Source organism: Streptomyces sp. NPDC057099, from assembly GCF_042671245.1.
GTDB classification, from domain to species: Bacteria; Actinomycetota; Actinomycetes; order Streptomycetales; family Streptomycetaceae; genus Streptomyces; species Streptomyces purpurascens.
The window spans coordinates 66,109-80,755 of record NZ_JBHUTX010000006.1; the positions used below are offsets into that span (position 1 = coordinate 66,109).

At 68.8% G+C, this 14,647-nt stretch carries 11 protein-coding genes, 1 tRNA gene and 1 pseudogene; 5 read left to right on the forward strand and 8 right to left on the reverse strand.

Annotation, left to right across the window (positions count from 1 at the left end):
* The first annotated feature begins 3 nt into the window (after positions 1–3).
* Together ACFT4A_RS10740 and ACFT4A_RS10745 are read left to right on the forward strand one after the other, a co-directional pair.
* Positions 4–1,359 carry a pyridoxal phosphate-dependent decarboxylase family protein gene (locus ACFT4A_RS10740; protein ID WP_382827907.1) on the forward strand — a complete coding sequence of 452 codons (1,356 nt, stop codon included), beginning with the start codon at positions 4–6 and terminating at the stop codon, positions 1,357–1,359.
* Positions 1,356–2,783 (forward strand): lysine N(6)-hydroxylase/L-ornithine N(5)-oxygenase family protein, encoded by a 1,428-nt coding sequence (locus ACFT4A_RS10745; protein WP_382827909.1) that lies wholly within the window; start codon positions 1,356–1,358, stop codon positions 2,781–2,783. Before ACFT4A_RS10740 ends, ACFT4A_RS10745 begins: the two co-directional genes overlap by 4 nt.
* 20 nt (positions 2,784–2,803) lie before the next feature.
* On the opposite strand, the gene ACFT4A_RS10750 is transcribed toward ACFT4A_RS10745, so the two are convergent.
* Positions 2,804–4,612, reverse strand: a complete 1,809-nt coding sequence (locus ACFT4A_RS10750) for a bifunctional metallophosphatase/5'-nucleotidase (RefSeq protein WP_382827912.1) — start codon at positions 4,610–4,612, stop codon at positions 2,804–2,806.
* Between the two features lie 150 nt (positions 4,613–4,762).
* Between ACFT4A_RS10750 and ACFT4A_RS10755 the strand changes: the two genes are divergently transcribed.
* Both ACFT4A_RS10755 and pyk read left to right on the forward strand, forming a co-directional pair.
* A complete protein-coding gene (locus ACFT4A_RS10755; RefSeq protein WP_382827914.1) occupies positions 4,763–5,479 on the forward strand; it encodes an SIMPL domain-containing protein in 717 nt (238 codons plus the stop codon).
* A 166-nt stretch (positions 5,480–5,645) separates the two neighbouring features.
* Positions 5,646–7,067, forward strand: a complete 1,422-nt coding sequence (gene pyk / locus ACFT4A_RS10760; RefSeq protein WP_382827916.1) for a pyruvate kinase — start codon at positions 5,646–5,648, stop codon at positions 7,065–7,067.
* A gap of 3 nt (positions 7,068–7,070) precedes the next feature.
* On the opposite strand, the pseudogene ACFT4A_RS10765 reads toward pyk, so the two are convergent.
* Positions 7,071–7,824: pseudogene (locus ACFT4A_RS10765) on the reverse strand (transcriptional regulator).
* 85 nt (positions 7,825–7,909) lie between these two features.
* Positions 7,910–7,993 (reverse strand) — tRNA-Leu (locus ACFT4A_RS10770).
* Positions 7,994–8,089: 96 nt separating this feature from the next.
* Between ACFT4A_RS10770 and ACFT4A_RS10775 the strand changes: the two genes are divergently transcribed.
* Complete coding sequence (locus ACFT4A_RS10775; RefSeq protein WP_189728894.1) at positions 8,090–8,746, forward strand: ANTAR domain-containing response regulator; 657 nt, start codon at positions 8,090–8,092, stop codon at positions 8,744–8,746.
* Positions 8,747–8,820: 74 nt separating this feature from the next.
* Here ACFT4A_RS10775 and ACFT4A_RS10780 read toward each other — a convergent pair whose 3' ends face one another.
* The 5 genes from ACFT4A_RS10780 to ACFT4A_RS10800 form a co-directional block, all read right to left on the reverse strand.
* Positions 8,821–9,537 carry an ABC transporter ATP-binding protein gene (locus ACFT4A_RS10780; RefSeq protein WP_215122116.1) on the reverse strand — a complete coding sequence of 239 codons (717 nt, stop codon included), beginning with the start codon at positions 9,535–9,537 and terminating at the stop codon, positions 8,821–8,823.
* Entirely contained in the window at positions 9,534–10,400 is an 867-nt protein-coding gene (locus ACFT4A_RS10785) for an ABC transporter ATP-binding protein (RefSeq protein WP_382827920.1), read from the reverse strand. Before ACFT4A_RS10785 ends, ACFT4A_RS10780 begins: the two co-directional genes overlap by 4 nt.
* Before the next feature lie 5 nt (positions 10,401–10,405).
* Positions 10,406–12,214: a branched-chain amino acid ABC transporter permease gene (locus tag ACFT4A_RS10790; protein ID WP_382827923.1), complete on the reverse strand. Its 1,809-nt coding sequence runs from the start codon at positions 12,212–12,214 to the stop codon at positions 10,406–10,408.
* A gap of 4 nt (positions 12,215–12,218) precedes the next feature.
* Entirely contained in the window at positions 12,219–13,148 is a 930-nt protein-coding gene (locus tag ACFT4A_RS10795; protein ID WP_382498929.1) for a branched-chain amino acid ABC transporter permease, read from the reverse strand.
* Between the two features lie 137 nt (positions 13,149–13,285).
* On the reverse strand, positions 13,286–14,515 hold the full coding sequence (locus tag ACFT4A_RS10800; protein ID WP_215124504.1) for a branched-chain amino acid ABC transporter substrate-binding protein: 1,230 nt from the start codon (positions 14,513–14,515) through the stop codon (positions 13,286–13,288).
* Positions 14,516–14,647: the final 132 nt, after the last annotated feature.

Consider the following 14,647-nt stretch of genomic DNA (forward strand, 5'->3'; position numbering starts at 1 on the left):
CCGTTGCTCGACACCGTGCTCGAAGCGCTGGACACCGGCGCCCGGGCGCGCGGCGGGCCCCTCCCACCGGGCGGACCGGAGGCGGTCGCGGCCCGCGTGCGCGAGACGGCGGGAGAGATCCTCCCCGACCAGGGCGACCCACACGCCCTGCGCACCCTGGTCCACGCCTTCGCCGAAGGCGCCGCCGACCCCGCACACCCCCTGTGCGCCGCCCACCTCCACTGCCCACCCCTCGCCGTGGCCACCGCCGCCGACCTGGCCGCCTCCGCCCTCAACCCGTCCCTCGACTCCTGGGACCAGGCCCCGGCGGCGTCGGAACTGGAGACACTGGTGGCGGGGGCGCTCGCCAGGGAGATCTACGGTGACGACCGCCAGGAAGCGTCCGATACCCCCGACTCCCTCGTCACCACCGGCGGCACCGAGTCCAACCAGCTCGCTTTGCTCCTCGCCCGGGAAGCGTACGGCGGGGCCGTGCGGCTGGTCTGCGGGGACAACGCCCATCACTCGCTCGCGCGGGCCGCCTGGCTGCTCGGGCTGCCCGCACCCGTCGTCGTGCCCGCCCCGGCCGGAACGCTCGACCCCGCCGCACTCGACGAGACCCTCACCCGCCTGCCCGGCCCGCTGCTCGTCGCCGCCACCGCCGGCACCACCGACGCCGGCCTCATCGACCCGCTGCCCGAGATCGCCGCCCGCTGCGCGGCCCACGGCGCCCGGCTGCACATCGACGCCGCCTACGGCGGAGGCCTCCTGTTCAGCACCCGGCACCGCACCGCCCTCACCGGACTCGACACCGCCGACACCGTCACCCTCGACCTGCACAAACTCGGCTGGCAGCCGATCGCGGCGGGCATCCTCGCCGTCAAGAACTCCCGCGACCTCACCGCCCTGCGACAGCGCGCCGACTACCTCAACGCCGCCGACGACACCGAGGCCGGCCTCCCGGACCTGCTCGGCCGCTCCCTGCGCACCACCCGCCGCCCCGACGTCCTCAAACTCGCCGTCACCCTCAAGACCCTCGGCCGCCGCGGCCTCGGCACCCTCGTCGACCAGGTCTGCGCCCGGGCCCGGGAGTTCGCCGCCCTCGTCCACGACCACCCCGGCTTCGAACTCCACGCCCCGCCCGTCATCAGCACGGTGCTGTTCCGGCCCGCGGGCGCCACCGACGCCGACGTGGCCGCCGTACGCCGCGCGCTCCTCACCGACGGCCGAGCCGTCCTCGGCCGGACCCGCCTCGACAGCCGGCTCTGGCTCAAGGCCACCCTCCTCAACCCCGCCACCGGGCCCGACGACCTCGCCGCCCTGCTGCACCTCGTGGCAACGCGCCGACCCACACTCGTGGAAGGACACGCCCCCCGATGAACCCCGCGCCCACCCCGACGCCCCACCAGCACTACCAGCCCGACGCACCCCGCGACCTGGTCGGCATCGGCATCGGCCCCGCGAACCTCTCCCTCGCCGCCCTCGCCCACCCGCTCGGCGACCTCGACACCGTCTTCTACGACCAGCGCCCCGCCTTCGGCTGGCACTCCGGCCTGCTCATCGAGGGCGCCACCATCCAGGTCCCGTTCCTCGCCGACCTGGTGAGCCTCGCCGACCCCACCAGCCCCTGGACCTTCCTCAACTACCTCCGGTCCCGCGAGCGGCTCTTCCCCTTCTACTTCGCTGAGCGCTTCCACATCCAGCGCGCCGAGTACGACGCCTACTGCCGCTGGGTCGGCGAGAGCCTCCCGGACCTCCACTTCGGCCACCAGGTCGACGCCGTCCGCTGGAACCCCGAACGCGACGTCTTCGAAGTCGACTTCACCCAGCTCGACGCCGACGGAGAAGCCGAGGCCCTCGGCCGCACGTACACCCGCAACGTCGTCCTCGGCATCGGCACCGAGCCCTATGTCCCCGAATCCCTCAAGCCCCTCGCCCAGGCACCCGGCGTCCCGGTCGTGCACGCCGCCGACTACCTCGACCACCGCGCCGCACTGCTCGCCGCCGAGCACATCACGGTCGTCGGCATCGGACAGTCCGGCGCCGAGATCTTCCTCGACCTGCTGCGCAACAGACCGGCCGGCCAGGAGAGACTCCACTGGCTGGGCCGCACGGAGGCCTTCGCGCCCATGGAGTACTCCAAGCTCGGCCTGGAGCACTTCACCCCCGACCACACCCGCTACTTCCACGCCCTGCCCGAGTCCGCCCGCGACCGCCTCGTCACCGGCCAGTGGCAGCTCCACAAGGGCATCGACGCCGCCACCGTCGCCGCCATCCACGACGAGCTCTACCGCCGCACCCTGCACGGCGGCTGGCCCGACGCCGTCCTCACCCCCGGCGTCCACGTCCGCACCGCGGGCCGCGTCGCGACGACCAAGGTGGAACTGCACCTGGAGCACAGCACGCAGGACAGCCGCTCCCGGCTCACCACCGACGCCGTCGTCCTCGCCACCGGCTACCGCGAACGCCCCCTCGACCGAGTCCTCGCCGGCCTCGACCCCTATCTGCGCCGCGACAGCCGCGAGCGCCCGCGCATCGACGAGGAGTACCGCCTCGTCCTCGACCCGTCCGTCACCGGCACGGCCTACGTCCAGAACGCCGAGACCCACACCCACGGCGTCGGCGCCCCGGACCTCGGCCTCGCCGCATGGCGCAGCGCGATCATCCTCAACTCCCTGACGGGCAGGGAGGCCTACGCCCTCCCGCGCCGTACCGCCTTCACCACCTTCGGCCTCACCCAGCGGCAGCAGGTCCCGCCGGCCCGTGAGGCACCCGCGCTGACCCCGCTGGTGGACCGAAGGTGATGACACCCCGAGGCTGTGCTCTAGAAGACGGGCGTGCCGTTCCGCGTGAGCTTCCAGTCCACCGCCGCGAACTCGGCCGGGTCGACGGACCCCTTCGCCTTCACCCAGGCGATCATGGTGTTGCGGATCTCGTCCGAGTTCGACCACAGCAGCCGCGAGGCGGCGACATGCGGGAAGTTCCCGCCGCCGTTGGCCCGGTAGTTGTTCACCGCGAACACGAACTTCGCGTCGTCCGCGAGCGGCTGCCCGTCGAACGTCACATTCGTCACCCGCGAACCGGCCGGCTCGGCGATGTCGATCTCGTACGCCAGACCGCTCACCACGTCGTAGTTGTAGTCCGGCGTGCCGTTCGCGTTCGTCAGCTTCGCCGGATCCACCTGCGCGCCCGGCGCCGTCTGCACGAAGTAGTTCGCCGAGAACTCCAGATACGCCTTCATCTGCGCACCCGTCATCAGACGCGCCTCCAGCGTGTTCTCGAAGACGTACAGCCCCGCCACGTCCCGGATCGTCACCTCGCCCGCCGGGATCCGGGCACTGCGCGAGAAGCACGCCGCCTGCGACAGCACCGGCAGCGAGGCATGCTCCGTGCCCGCCAGCGCCTGCTTCACCGTGTCCGCCTGGATGTGGTTGATCAGATCGATGATCGGCACGTCCTTGTACGGCGCCTCGGCCGACGTCATCTCCGCCGCGTTCGTGCCGATGACCTGGTTGACGTACGCCACGACCTTCTCGTGCTCGTCCGACAGCAGCCGGACGATCTTCCGGTCCTCCTCCACCGTGTTGGAGTTCAGGACCTTCGCGCCCACCTTCTCGACCTTCCAGCAGCCCCTCGCCCAGACCAGCTCGAAGTCGAACAGCGTCAGCCGCTGCCCCCACTTCAGCGGCTCGGACAGCACGACCTGCTTGCCGGTCTTCTTGTTGGTGACGAAGTACTCGGCGATCTCCGTGTGCGCGTGCCCGACCAGGATCGCGTCGATCCCCGGCACCTGCTCCGCCACCAGACCCGCCGCGTTCTCGATGTACGGCAGCTGGTCACCGTAGGACGACGTCCCCGACGAACCGCTGTGCGCCGACACGATGACGACGTCCGCGCCCATCGACCGCAGCTTCGGCACCCACTTCGCCGCCTGCTCCTCCAGACCCGGGAACGTCATCTTGCCCTGCACGTTCGCCTTGTCCCAGATCGCGATCCCCGGGTTGGTCAGCCCCAGCACCGCCACCTTCACATCCCGCCCGAACGGCGTGCGCAGCCGGTGCATGCTGTACGGCGCGAACGCCGGCCGCAGCGTCTTGGCGTCGAGCGCGTTCGCGCCCAGCAGCGGGAAACGGCACTGCTGCTCGAACTTCCGCAGCACCGGAATGCCGTAGTTGAACTCGTGGTTGCCGAGCGCCGCCGCGTCGTAGTCCATGGCGTTCATGGCCTGCGCCATCGGGTGCACCGGGCCGCCCTTGGCGGTGATCGGGTCGACCTTGGCGTAGTAGTACGACAGCTGCGTGCCCTGGATGGTGTCGCCCGCGTCGATGAGCAGCGTGTTGCGGCGTCCCTTCTCCTCACGGATCCGGTTCACCAGGGTGGAGATCTTCGCGAGACCGATGTCGTTGTGGTCCTTGTCGTCGAACTCCTTGTCCGTGAAGTAGTCCCAGTTGAAGACGTTGCCGTGCAGGTCCGTCGTCCCCATCACGGTGAACGCGTACCGCTTCACGCCCCGCTTCGTCTCGCCCCGCGCCTCGGCCGCCTGAGCACCCGGCGCCGTGACCGCACCGGCCAGCGCCACCCCCGCCCCGGTCACGGCGGACTTCTCCAGGAACTTCCGGCGGTTCAACGGCATGTCTGGCTCCCCTTGCGGAATCTGTGAACGACGCGCGTAGATTCTGACCCGGTCATGACCGGCCGCAACAGCCCCGGCAGGTTGCGATCTGATGACTCAGAGGGCCAACTCCACGCCTCCTGCCAGCCAAGACATGACAGAGTGGGGCGTATGACCGCGCCCACCGGAGACGCCTCCCAGCCCGCCGTCCCCTACGGAACACCCGACGCTCCCCGCATCGCCGTCCGCGGCGAGGCCCGCCTCGAAGTCGACCCGGAGATCGCCCGCATCGGCATCACCGTCGCCGCCCGGGGCCGCGACCGCCGCTCCGCCCTCGACGACCTCACCCGCCGCAACACCGGCGTCCTCGACCTGGTCAAGTCCTACGGCGACGCCGTCGAACGCCTGGAGACCGGCGCCTTCTCCATCACGCCCGAACTCACCAAGCACGGACGCGGCGAACGCATCCGCACCTACCACGGCCGCGTCCATGTCACCGCCGAACTCACCGACTTCACCGCCCTCGGCGAACTCACCACCCGCCTCGCCGACCTCGAACTCACCCGCGTCGACGGCCCCTGGTGGGCCCTGCGCCCCGACTCACCCGCCCACCGCGAGGCCAGGAAGAAGGCCGTACGGGAAGCCGTCCAACGCGCCCGCGAGTACGCCGAGGCACTCGACACCAGCCTCTCCGCCCTGGTCGAACTCGCCGACATCGGCGCCGAGAACGCCACCCCGCCCTACCCCCAGGCCCCCGGCCGCATGCGCTCCGCCGCCTACGCCGGCGCCGAGGACACCGCGGCGGCCCCCCTCGACCTCGAACCCCAACGCCAGCGGGTCCACGCCCAGATCAACGCCCGCTTCACGATGGTGCCGCCGCGGCTGTAGCCGGTTTCCGCGGGACATTTCGAAAACTCGACCGGGGGATTCCGAACGCTCATCGGAGCGCCCCGCCGCACAATTCAACACTTGGCCATAGCGCTTCATTCAAAGTCTGTTGAGTAGTCACTCACGGCCAATTCTCTACCGGCCGGTAACTCATAGGCTCAGCCTTATGCGCCGAGCAAAGATCGTCTGCACACTGGGCCCCGCCGCCGACTCGTACGACCGGATCAAAGACCTGGTCGACGCCGGAATGGACGTAGCCCGATTCAACCTCAGCCACGGCAGCCACGCCGAGCACGAGGAGCGCTACCACCGGGTACGGAAGGCCGCCGACGAGACCGGCCGCAGCGTCGGCGTCCTCGCCGACCTTCAAGGCCCGAAAATCAGGCTCGGCCACTTCACCGAAGGCCCCGTACTCCTTGAACGCGGCGACACCTTCACCATCACCGTCGAAGAAGGCGTCGAAGGCGACCGCACCACCTGCGGCACCACCTACGCCGGCCTCGCCGCCGACGTCACCCCCGGCGAACGCATCCTCGTCGACGACGGCAAGGTCTGCCTCGAAGTCACCGAGATCGACGGCCCCCGCGTCCACACGAAGGTCCTCGAAGGGGGCGTGATCTCCGACCACAAGGGCCTCAACCTCCCCGGCGTCGCCGTCTCCGTCCCCGCCCTCTCCAAGAAGGACGAGGACGACCTCCGCTGGGCCCTGCGCACCGGCGCCGACGTCATCGCCCTGTCCTTCGTCCGCACCGGCCGTGACATCCAGGACGTCCACCGCATCATGGACGAGGAAGGCCGCCGCCTCCCCGTCATCGCCAAGGTCGAAAAACCCCAGGCCGTCGAGAACATCGAAGAAATCGTCGCCGCCTTCGACGGCATCATGGTCGCGCGCGGAGACCTCGGCGTCGAAATGCCACTGGAACAGGTTCCGATCGTCCAGAAACGCGCGATCAAACTGGCGAAGCGCAATGCGAAACCCGTCATCGTCGCCACCCAGATGCTCGACTCGATGATCGACAACGCCCGACCGACCCGTGCGGAGGCCTCGGACGTCGCCAACGCCGTCATCGACGGCACCGACGCGGTGATGCTGTCCGGCGAGACGAGCGTCGGCAAGCACCCCGTCGAAACCGTCCGCACGATGGCCCGCATCGTCGAAGCGGCGGAGGAGGACATCCTGGCCAAGGGCCTCCCGCCGCTCACCGAACGCAACAAACCCCGCACCCAGGGCGGAGCCGTGGCCCGAGCAGCGGCCGAAATGGGCGACTTCCTCGGCGCCCGCTTCCTGGTCGCCTTCACCCAGTCCGGCGACACCGCCCGCCGCCTCTCCCGCTACCGCTCCCCGATCCCCCTCCTCGCCTTCACCCCCGACCAGGCCACCCGCTCCCAGCTCAGCCTGACGTGGGGCGTGGAAACGTTCCTCGGCCCGTGCGTCGACTCCACGGACGCGATGGTCGACCAGGTCGACGAACTCCTCCTGAAGTACGGCCGCTGCCGCCCGGGCGACACGGTCGTCATCACGGCGGGTTCCCCTCCCGGCGTCTCCGGCTCGACCAACCTGGTCCGCGTCCACCACATCGCCGAGTAACCCTCAGTACTTGGCCCCGACGTGGGCGTCCATGAGAGCTACGGAGGCTTTGCGGGCGACGGAGATGTTGTACGGATTGCCGTGGCGGGTGCAGTGGGTCCACTCGATGCCGAGCTTGTCCAGGGTGTCGGTGCAGAGCCGTCGGATGTCCTCGGAGACGTTGGTGAAGAAGTACCGAGGGTATTCGTAGCGCTTGCGCTCGCCGGCGACCATGCGAGTCGTCCAGTTGGTGACGCGGCAGCCGTCGGAGTGGATGAGGCCACGGACGAATTCCCAGGGGTGGGCGTCGACGACTTCCTGCTGCCAGGGTTCGAGGACGATCCGGCGTTCATGCTTCTTGCCGGGGCCGTGCTGAGGGAAGAGGCAGGGCCAGCTTCGGGAGTAGCTGGTGACCATCACGCACCCTTGCTTTTGCGCGACGTAGACGCCTGCGCCGGGGCGCACCTTCCTGATGGCGTCACGGCACTGTTCGATGAGCCCGGGCCAGGCATCCGCACACGCGATTCTGAGGTAATGGCCGCCGCGTGGGTGAGCGCTGATGCAACCGTCGCCGAGGTAGGCCCAGCAGATAGCAATAGGCGGTTCTGTCCGCCGGTCGCTCCAGGGGTGGAGGTGTCAGACGGGGCTGCGGTTCGAGGCGGTCCTGCCAGGAGCGGATCGCGGCCCGGGAGATGCCCGTTTCACGGCTCACCGAGTTCAGGCTGCGGCCCTGGGTCACCAGTGCGAGTGCTCGCTTGCGTGTGCTGAGGTCGTACATGCGGCCACTCTGCGCTACTGATCGTGACCGTGGGCAGTGAAAAGTGGAGGATCACGCGAACGTGATCCTCCACTTTGGGCAAGTGTGCCGGGTACGGGATTCGAACCCGTATGTCCTCTCGGACAGATGTGTTTGAGACATCCGCGTAAGCCTATTCCGCCAACCCGGCTGGGCAGCCCCCAGGAGTGTACCGGTTCTCCACAGGCAGTCGCAGCTAGGTACGCTCTTGGGAGCAGACCGGCCTGCCCCGTATCAAGGAGCCCACGTGAGCGCCCCCGAGTCGCCCCAGCCTGTTGACGTGCCCGATGACGACAAGTCGCACGTGCCTCCGCTGACGACCCGTGTCGTCATCGCCGAGGACGAGGCCCTGATCCGGCTCGATCTCAAGGAGATGCTGGAGGAGGAGGGGTACACCGTCGTCGGTGAGGCCGGGGACGGGGAGCAGGCTGTCGAGCTCGCGCGTGAGCACCGGCCCGACCTCGTCATTCTCGACGTGAAGATGCCGAAGATGGACGGCATCTCCGCCGCCGAGAAGATCGCGGAGGAGAGCATCGCGCCGGTGCTGATGCTGACCGCGTTCTCGCAGCGCGACCTCGTGGAGCGCGCCCGGGACGCCGGTGCCATGGCCTACCTGGTGAAGCCGTTCAGCAAGACCGACGTCGTGCCGGCGATCGAGATGGCCGTCTCGCGCTTCACGGAGCTGAAGGAGCTGGAGAAGGAGGTCGCGGACCTCACGCTGCGGCTGGAGACGCGCAAGCTGGTGGACCGGGCGAAGTCGATCCTGCAGACGGAGTACGGGCTGACGGAGCCGAACGCGTTCCGGTGGATCCAGAAGACCTCGATGGACCGGCGCATGTCGATGCAGCAGGTCGCGGAGGCGGTCATCGAGGACGCCGAGGAGAAGAAGTCCAACAAGGGCTGATCACGATCACCCGACACGAACGAGGCCCGCGCCCCACCTGGAGGGGAAGCGGGCCTCTTCGTGTCCAGCCTTCGTCAGTCCTCGCCGAGGTACGCCTTGCGGACGGACTCGTCGTGCAGCAGGTCCTGTCCCGTGCCGGAGAGGACGATGTTGCCGACCTCCATGACATGGCCGTGGTCGGCCAGGGAGAGTGCCGCCTGGGCGTTCTGCTCGACGAGGAGGATCGTCGTGCCCTGGGACTTGAGCTCGGAGATCGTCGCCATGATCTTCTGCATCATGATCGGGGAGAGACCCATGGAGGGCTCGTCGAGCATGAGCAGCTTGGGCTGGGACATGAGCGCGCGGCCCATGGCGAGCATCTGCTGTTCGCCGCCCGACAGGGTTCCCGCCGCTTGCTTGCGGCGTTCGCCCAGGATGGGGAAGAGGTCGTAGGCCCGCTGGATGTCCTTCTCGATCCCTTCCTTGTCCTTGCGGAGGAACGCTCCGAGCTGGAGGTTCTCCGCGATGGTGAGGCGGGGGAAGATGTGCCGGCCCTCGGGGGAGTGGGCGAGGCCGAGGGCGACGATCTTGTGGGCGGGGACCCCGCTCAACGGCTTGCCGTCGAAGAGGACCTTCCCGGACGTCGGTCGCAGCAGGCCCGACAGCGTGCGCAGTGTGGTGGTCTTGCCGGCGCCGTTGGTGCCGATGAGGGTGACGACCTGGCCGGCCTCGACGCTGAAGGAGATGCCTTTGACGGCTTCGATCTTGCCGTAGGAGACCCGGAGGTCCTCGACCTCGAGGAGTGCGGTCACTTGGCTTCTCCCTTGGTGCTGCTGGTGGTGCTGGGTGCCGCTTCCGCGGCGGCTTCGGCGGCCTCGACCTCCGCGACTTCGGCCTCACCGGGGTCGCCTTCGAAGGGTTCACCCAAGTAGGCGGCGATGACGCGTTCGTCGGCCTGGACGACCTCCGACGTGCCCTCGACGAGCTTCTCGCCCTGGACGAGGACGGCGACGCGGTCGCTCAGGTTGAAGACGAAGCGCATGTCGTGCTCGATGAGGAGGACAGCGACGCCCTTGTCGCGGATGGCGAAGACCAGTTCCTCGGTCGCTCGCGTCTCCTGGGGGTTCATGCCGGCGGTCGGCTCGTCGAGCAGCAGCAGGCCGGGCTCGCTCGCCAGCGCCCGCGCGATTTCGAGCTTGCGCTGTTCGCCGTAGGGGAGGTTGCGCGCCAGGTGGTCCCGCTTGTGGGCGAGGCCGATGAACTCGAGGAGTTCCATGGCTCGTTCCTCGCTGGCGCGTTCGGCCTTCTTGAAGCCGGGGCCGCGCAGCAGGGCGGACCACAGGCCCTCCTTCGTCCGCGTGTGGCGGCCGACGAGGACGTTTTCCAGGACCGTCATGTTGGAGAACAGGCGGATGTTCTGGAAGGTGCGGGCGATGCCGGCCTGGGTGACCAGGTGGGGCTTGGGCGGCAGGACCGTGCCCTTGTAGGAGACGGTGCCCTCGGTGGGGACATAGAGGCCGGTCAGGCAGTTGAAGAAGGTGGTCTTGCCGGCGCCGTTGGGGCCGATGAGTCCGACGATCTCGCCGGCGTTGACCGTGAAGTCGACGGAGCGGACGGCGGTGAGGCCGCCGAAGCGCATCGTGACATCGCGTGCTTCGAGTACAGGTGTCGTCATGATTGTTACGCCCCCGCCTTGGTGACGGCCGGTTCGTCGGTCAGCGTGGTCTGTTTCGGTACGTCGAGTTGGCCGGTCTCGTGGAATTCGAGCTGGCGCCGGCGGTTGGCGATGATGCCTTCGGGGCGGAAGCGCATCAGCAGGATGAGCGCGACACCGAAGGCGAGGAGCGACTTGTCCTGGAGGAACACCAGCTTCTCGGGCAGCAGGTAGAGCAGGGCCGCGCCGAGGAGGGGGCCGGCGACGGTGCCCATGCCGCCGAGGACGACCGCGGCCAGGAGGAACGCGGAGTTGGGCGGGGTGGAGCCGGCGAACTGGTACGGCGTGGGGACCACGCTGTAGGTGACGTGGGCGCTGACGGTTCCGGCGAGGCCGGCCAGGGAGGCGCCGAGGGCGAAGGCGACGAGCTTGACGCGGAAGCCGTTGATGCCCATGGCGGTGGCGGCGGTCTCGTCCTCGCGGATGGCGATCCAGGAGCGGCCGATGCGGGAGTCGGCGGCACGCGTGTAGACCAGGACCACGATGGCCATGATCAGCACCATGAGCAGGTAGTAGTTGGCGAACCGGCCGAGGGTGAACCCGCCGATGTCGTGCGCCTGGCCGAAGTTGAACCCGAAGAGGTTCAGGTCCGGGATGGAGGGGATGCCGTTGGGGCCGTTGGTGACGTCGGGTCCGGAGTCGCCGTCCATGTTGTTGACGGCGATGCGGAAGATCTCTCCGAAGCCCAGCGTCACGATGGCGAGGTAGTCGCCGCGCAGGCGCAGGGTCGGGGCGCCGATGAGGACGCCGAAGACCAGGGAGGCGGCGGCGCCGGCCAGGGCGGAGGCCCAGAACGGCAGGTGGACGCCGGAGATGGTGGAGAACTCGGAGCCGGAGACGAGGGCGGCGGTGTAGGCGCCGACGCCGAGGAAGGCGACGTATCCGAGGTCGAGGAGGCCGGCGAGGCCGACGACGATGTTCAGGCCGAGGGCGACCGTCCCGAAGATCAGGATGTTGACGCCGATGTTGGCGTAGTGGTCGTCGGTCTGGGTGAAGGGGAAGGCGATGGCCGCGGCGAAGCCCATGGCGAGGGTGAAGCTGCGGTTGGCCGCCACCAGTGACGAGAACCGGTCCATGAGACCGGCGGTGTGCACGGCCCACATGGCGAAGGTGACCACGAAGAGGTAGCCGATGAACAGTTCGCCGTATTCGGTGTCGATGCCGTAGGTGAAGACACCGAGGCCGATGATCGTGACGACCGTGATGACGGCCCGCTGGACCCAGGGCGCGGTCGCCTCGGGGGCGGGGATGCGGTCGGGCTTGGCGATGTAGGCCTTGAGGGCCGCCTTGGTGTCGGTGCCGGTGCGCTCCTGGGGGAGGGCGAAGGCGCCGAGGACGGGCAGGAGGGAGGCGATGGCCGCGATCCAGCCGCCGGGTTCGAGGTTGACGACGCCGCCGAGTTTGGCACTGATGGCGATGACGGTGAACCAGGTGACGGTGAAGCCGCCGAGGGCGGTGAGGACGAGCGGCGCGTTGTTACGGGCGGGCAGCAGCCAGCCGAGTCCGCGGATGCCGTAGGAGGCGAGGGCGAACAGGGCGGTGAGGATGCCGGCGGTGAAGGTGAGCCACTGCAGGCCGCCGGGGTAGCCGTTGAAGGTGAGGTCGCCGGGGAACTCGGCGGTCCAGGTCCAGGCGAGGTACGCGGAGGCGGTGGTGGCGATGCCGCCGGCGAGGATCAGCGCGCGGGCGGCCGCTGCGGGCAGCGGGACGAGGCCGCGCGGTGCGGGCGGGGCGGGGACGGCGTCCGGGGCGGGGGTCTTGGTCGTCTCGGTCATGTCGTCACGCCCTGTCCGCGACGCGCTCGCCGAGCAGGCCCTGTGGCCTGAAGAGGAGCACGAGGATGAGGAGGCAGAAGGCCCAGACGTTGGCCCAGCTCTGACCGCCGAGCTGCTGCATGCCCGGGATCTCGTCGATGTAGGCCGAGGCGAGGGTCTCGGCGATGCCGAGGACGACGCCGCCGAGCATGGCGCCGTAGATGTTGCCGATGCCGCCGAGGACGGCCGCGGTGAAGGCCTTGAGGCCCATCAGGAAGCCCATGCGGTAGTCGACGTTGCCGTACTTGAGTCCGTAGGCGACGGCCGCGACGGCGGCGAAGAAACCGCCGATGGCGAAGGCGATGACGATGATGCGGTTGGTGTCGATGCCCATCAGCTGCGCGGTGTCGGGGTCCTGCGCGGTGGCCTGCATGGCGCGGCCGGTACGGCTGCGGCGCACGAAGATCGCGAGGGCGGCCATACAGACGACGGCGGCCAGGATCAGGAAGATGTCGGCGTCCTTGATGGTGATGGAGCCGATGTCGTGGGTGGCGTCGAGCCCGGGGAAGGCGCGGGCGCGGTCGGCGCCGGGGTAGAAGTTGCGGACGACTTCCTGGAGGGCCAGGGAGAGGCCGATGGCGGTGATGAGCGGTGCCAGGCGTGGTGCTCCGCGCAGTGGCCGGTAGGCGAACCGTTCCGCTCCGACGGCGATGAGGATGGCCACGAGTGCGCCGCCGAGGAGCATCAGCGGTACGGCGAGGGCCATCGAGGTGCCGTCGGGCAGGATGTAGAAGTAGACCGTGAGGGCGCCGAAGGCCCCGGTCATGAAGATCTCGCCGTGCGCGAAGTTGATGAGCTGGACGATGCCGTACACCATCGTGTAGCCGATGGCGATCAGCCCGTACATCGAGCCGAGAAGCAGCCCGTTGGCCAGCTGCTGCGGCAGGGTGTTCACCGCATGGCCTCCATGTCGCTGGTGGTCGTGTGCACTGGATGTGTGCGTGGTCGTGTGCTGTGGGGGGTGTGGAAACGGGCCGCGCGGTCGGGGTCTTCCTTCCGCGCGGCCCGTGGTGCGGCGTTGTGGCGGGCCGACTACTTCAGGTCGGCGGTGCCGGTCTCCACGTCCTTCCAGGCACCCTTCTCGACCTGGTAGACCGTCAGCTGCTTGTTGGTGGTGTCGCCGTACTCGTCGAAGGAGATCTTGCCGGTGAGGCCTTCGAAGTCGGACTTCTGGACACCGTCGACGACCTTGGAGCGCAGGTCGTTGATGTCGGTGGGCACCTTGCCGCCGTTGGCGTCGGCCGCGGCCTTGACGGCCTTGATGATGGCGGTGGTGGCGTCGTAGGCGTAGGCGCCGTAGGCGCCGTAGTCGCCCTTGTACCCCTTGTCCTTGTACGTCTGGATGAACTGCTTGGCGGCGGGCAGGGTGTCGGCGGGGACACCGATGGCCGTGGCGAGGTCGCCCTCGGAGGACTTGCCGGCGGCCTCGATGTAGGTGGAGGCGAACATGCCGTCGCCGCCGAACAGCGGGATCTTGGCGCCGGTGTCCTTGAGCTGCTTGGTGATCAGCGCGGACTCGTCGTACTGGCCGCCGTAGTAGACCAGGTCGGCACCGGAGTTCTTGATCTTCGTGGCGAGCGAACCGAAGTCCTTGTCACCGGTGTTGACGTGGTCGGTGGCGACGACCTTGCCGCCCATCTTCTTGTACTGCTCGGCGAAGATCTTGGCGAGGCCGGCGCCGTAGGTCTGCTTGTCGTCGACGACGAAGGCCTTCTTCTTCTTGAGGCCGTTGTACGCGTAGCCGGCGGCGAAGCTGCCCTGCAGTTCGTCGGTGGTGGCGGTGCGGAAGTACGTCTTGTAGGGACGCTTCTTGTCCGTCTGCCAGTTCTTGCCCTGGGTCAGCTCGGGGTTGGTGTTGGCCGGGGAGATCTGGACCATGTTGGCCGAGGCGAACACCTGCTGCATCGTCTGGGCGACGCCGGAGTTCAGGGGGCCGACGGCGCCGACGGCGGTCTTGTCGCCGACGATGCTGGTGGCGTTGGACTGGCCGGTGGCGGGCTGCGCCTTGTCGTCCAGGGCCTTGAGCTTGAACTTCACGCCCGGGACCCAGTTGTTCTTGTTGGCGTCGTCGACGGCTATCTGGGCGCCGTACTGGATGCCGAGGCCGGTGGTGGAGTTCTCACCGGACAGGGGGGCGTCGACGCCGATGGTCAGCGTGGTGCCGCCGCCACTGTCTCCGCCCTTGTCGCCGCTGTCGTCTCGGGACCCGCAGGCGGTGAGAGTCAGAGCTCCGGTCGTCAGAACGGAGGTAAGAATCACCAAGGAACGCTGTCGCACGATCAGTCCTTTCACAGGCAGGCCCGCCCTTGGTCGGGGGGTAGTGCCGCGCTGGTACCGAACTCCCGATGGAGCGGTGACTGGCCGTGACTCTAAGCCCGGTGTGGAGGCAGGGTC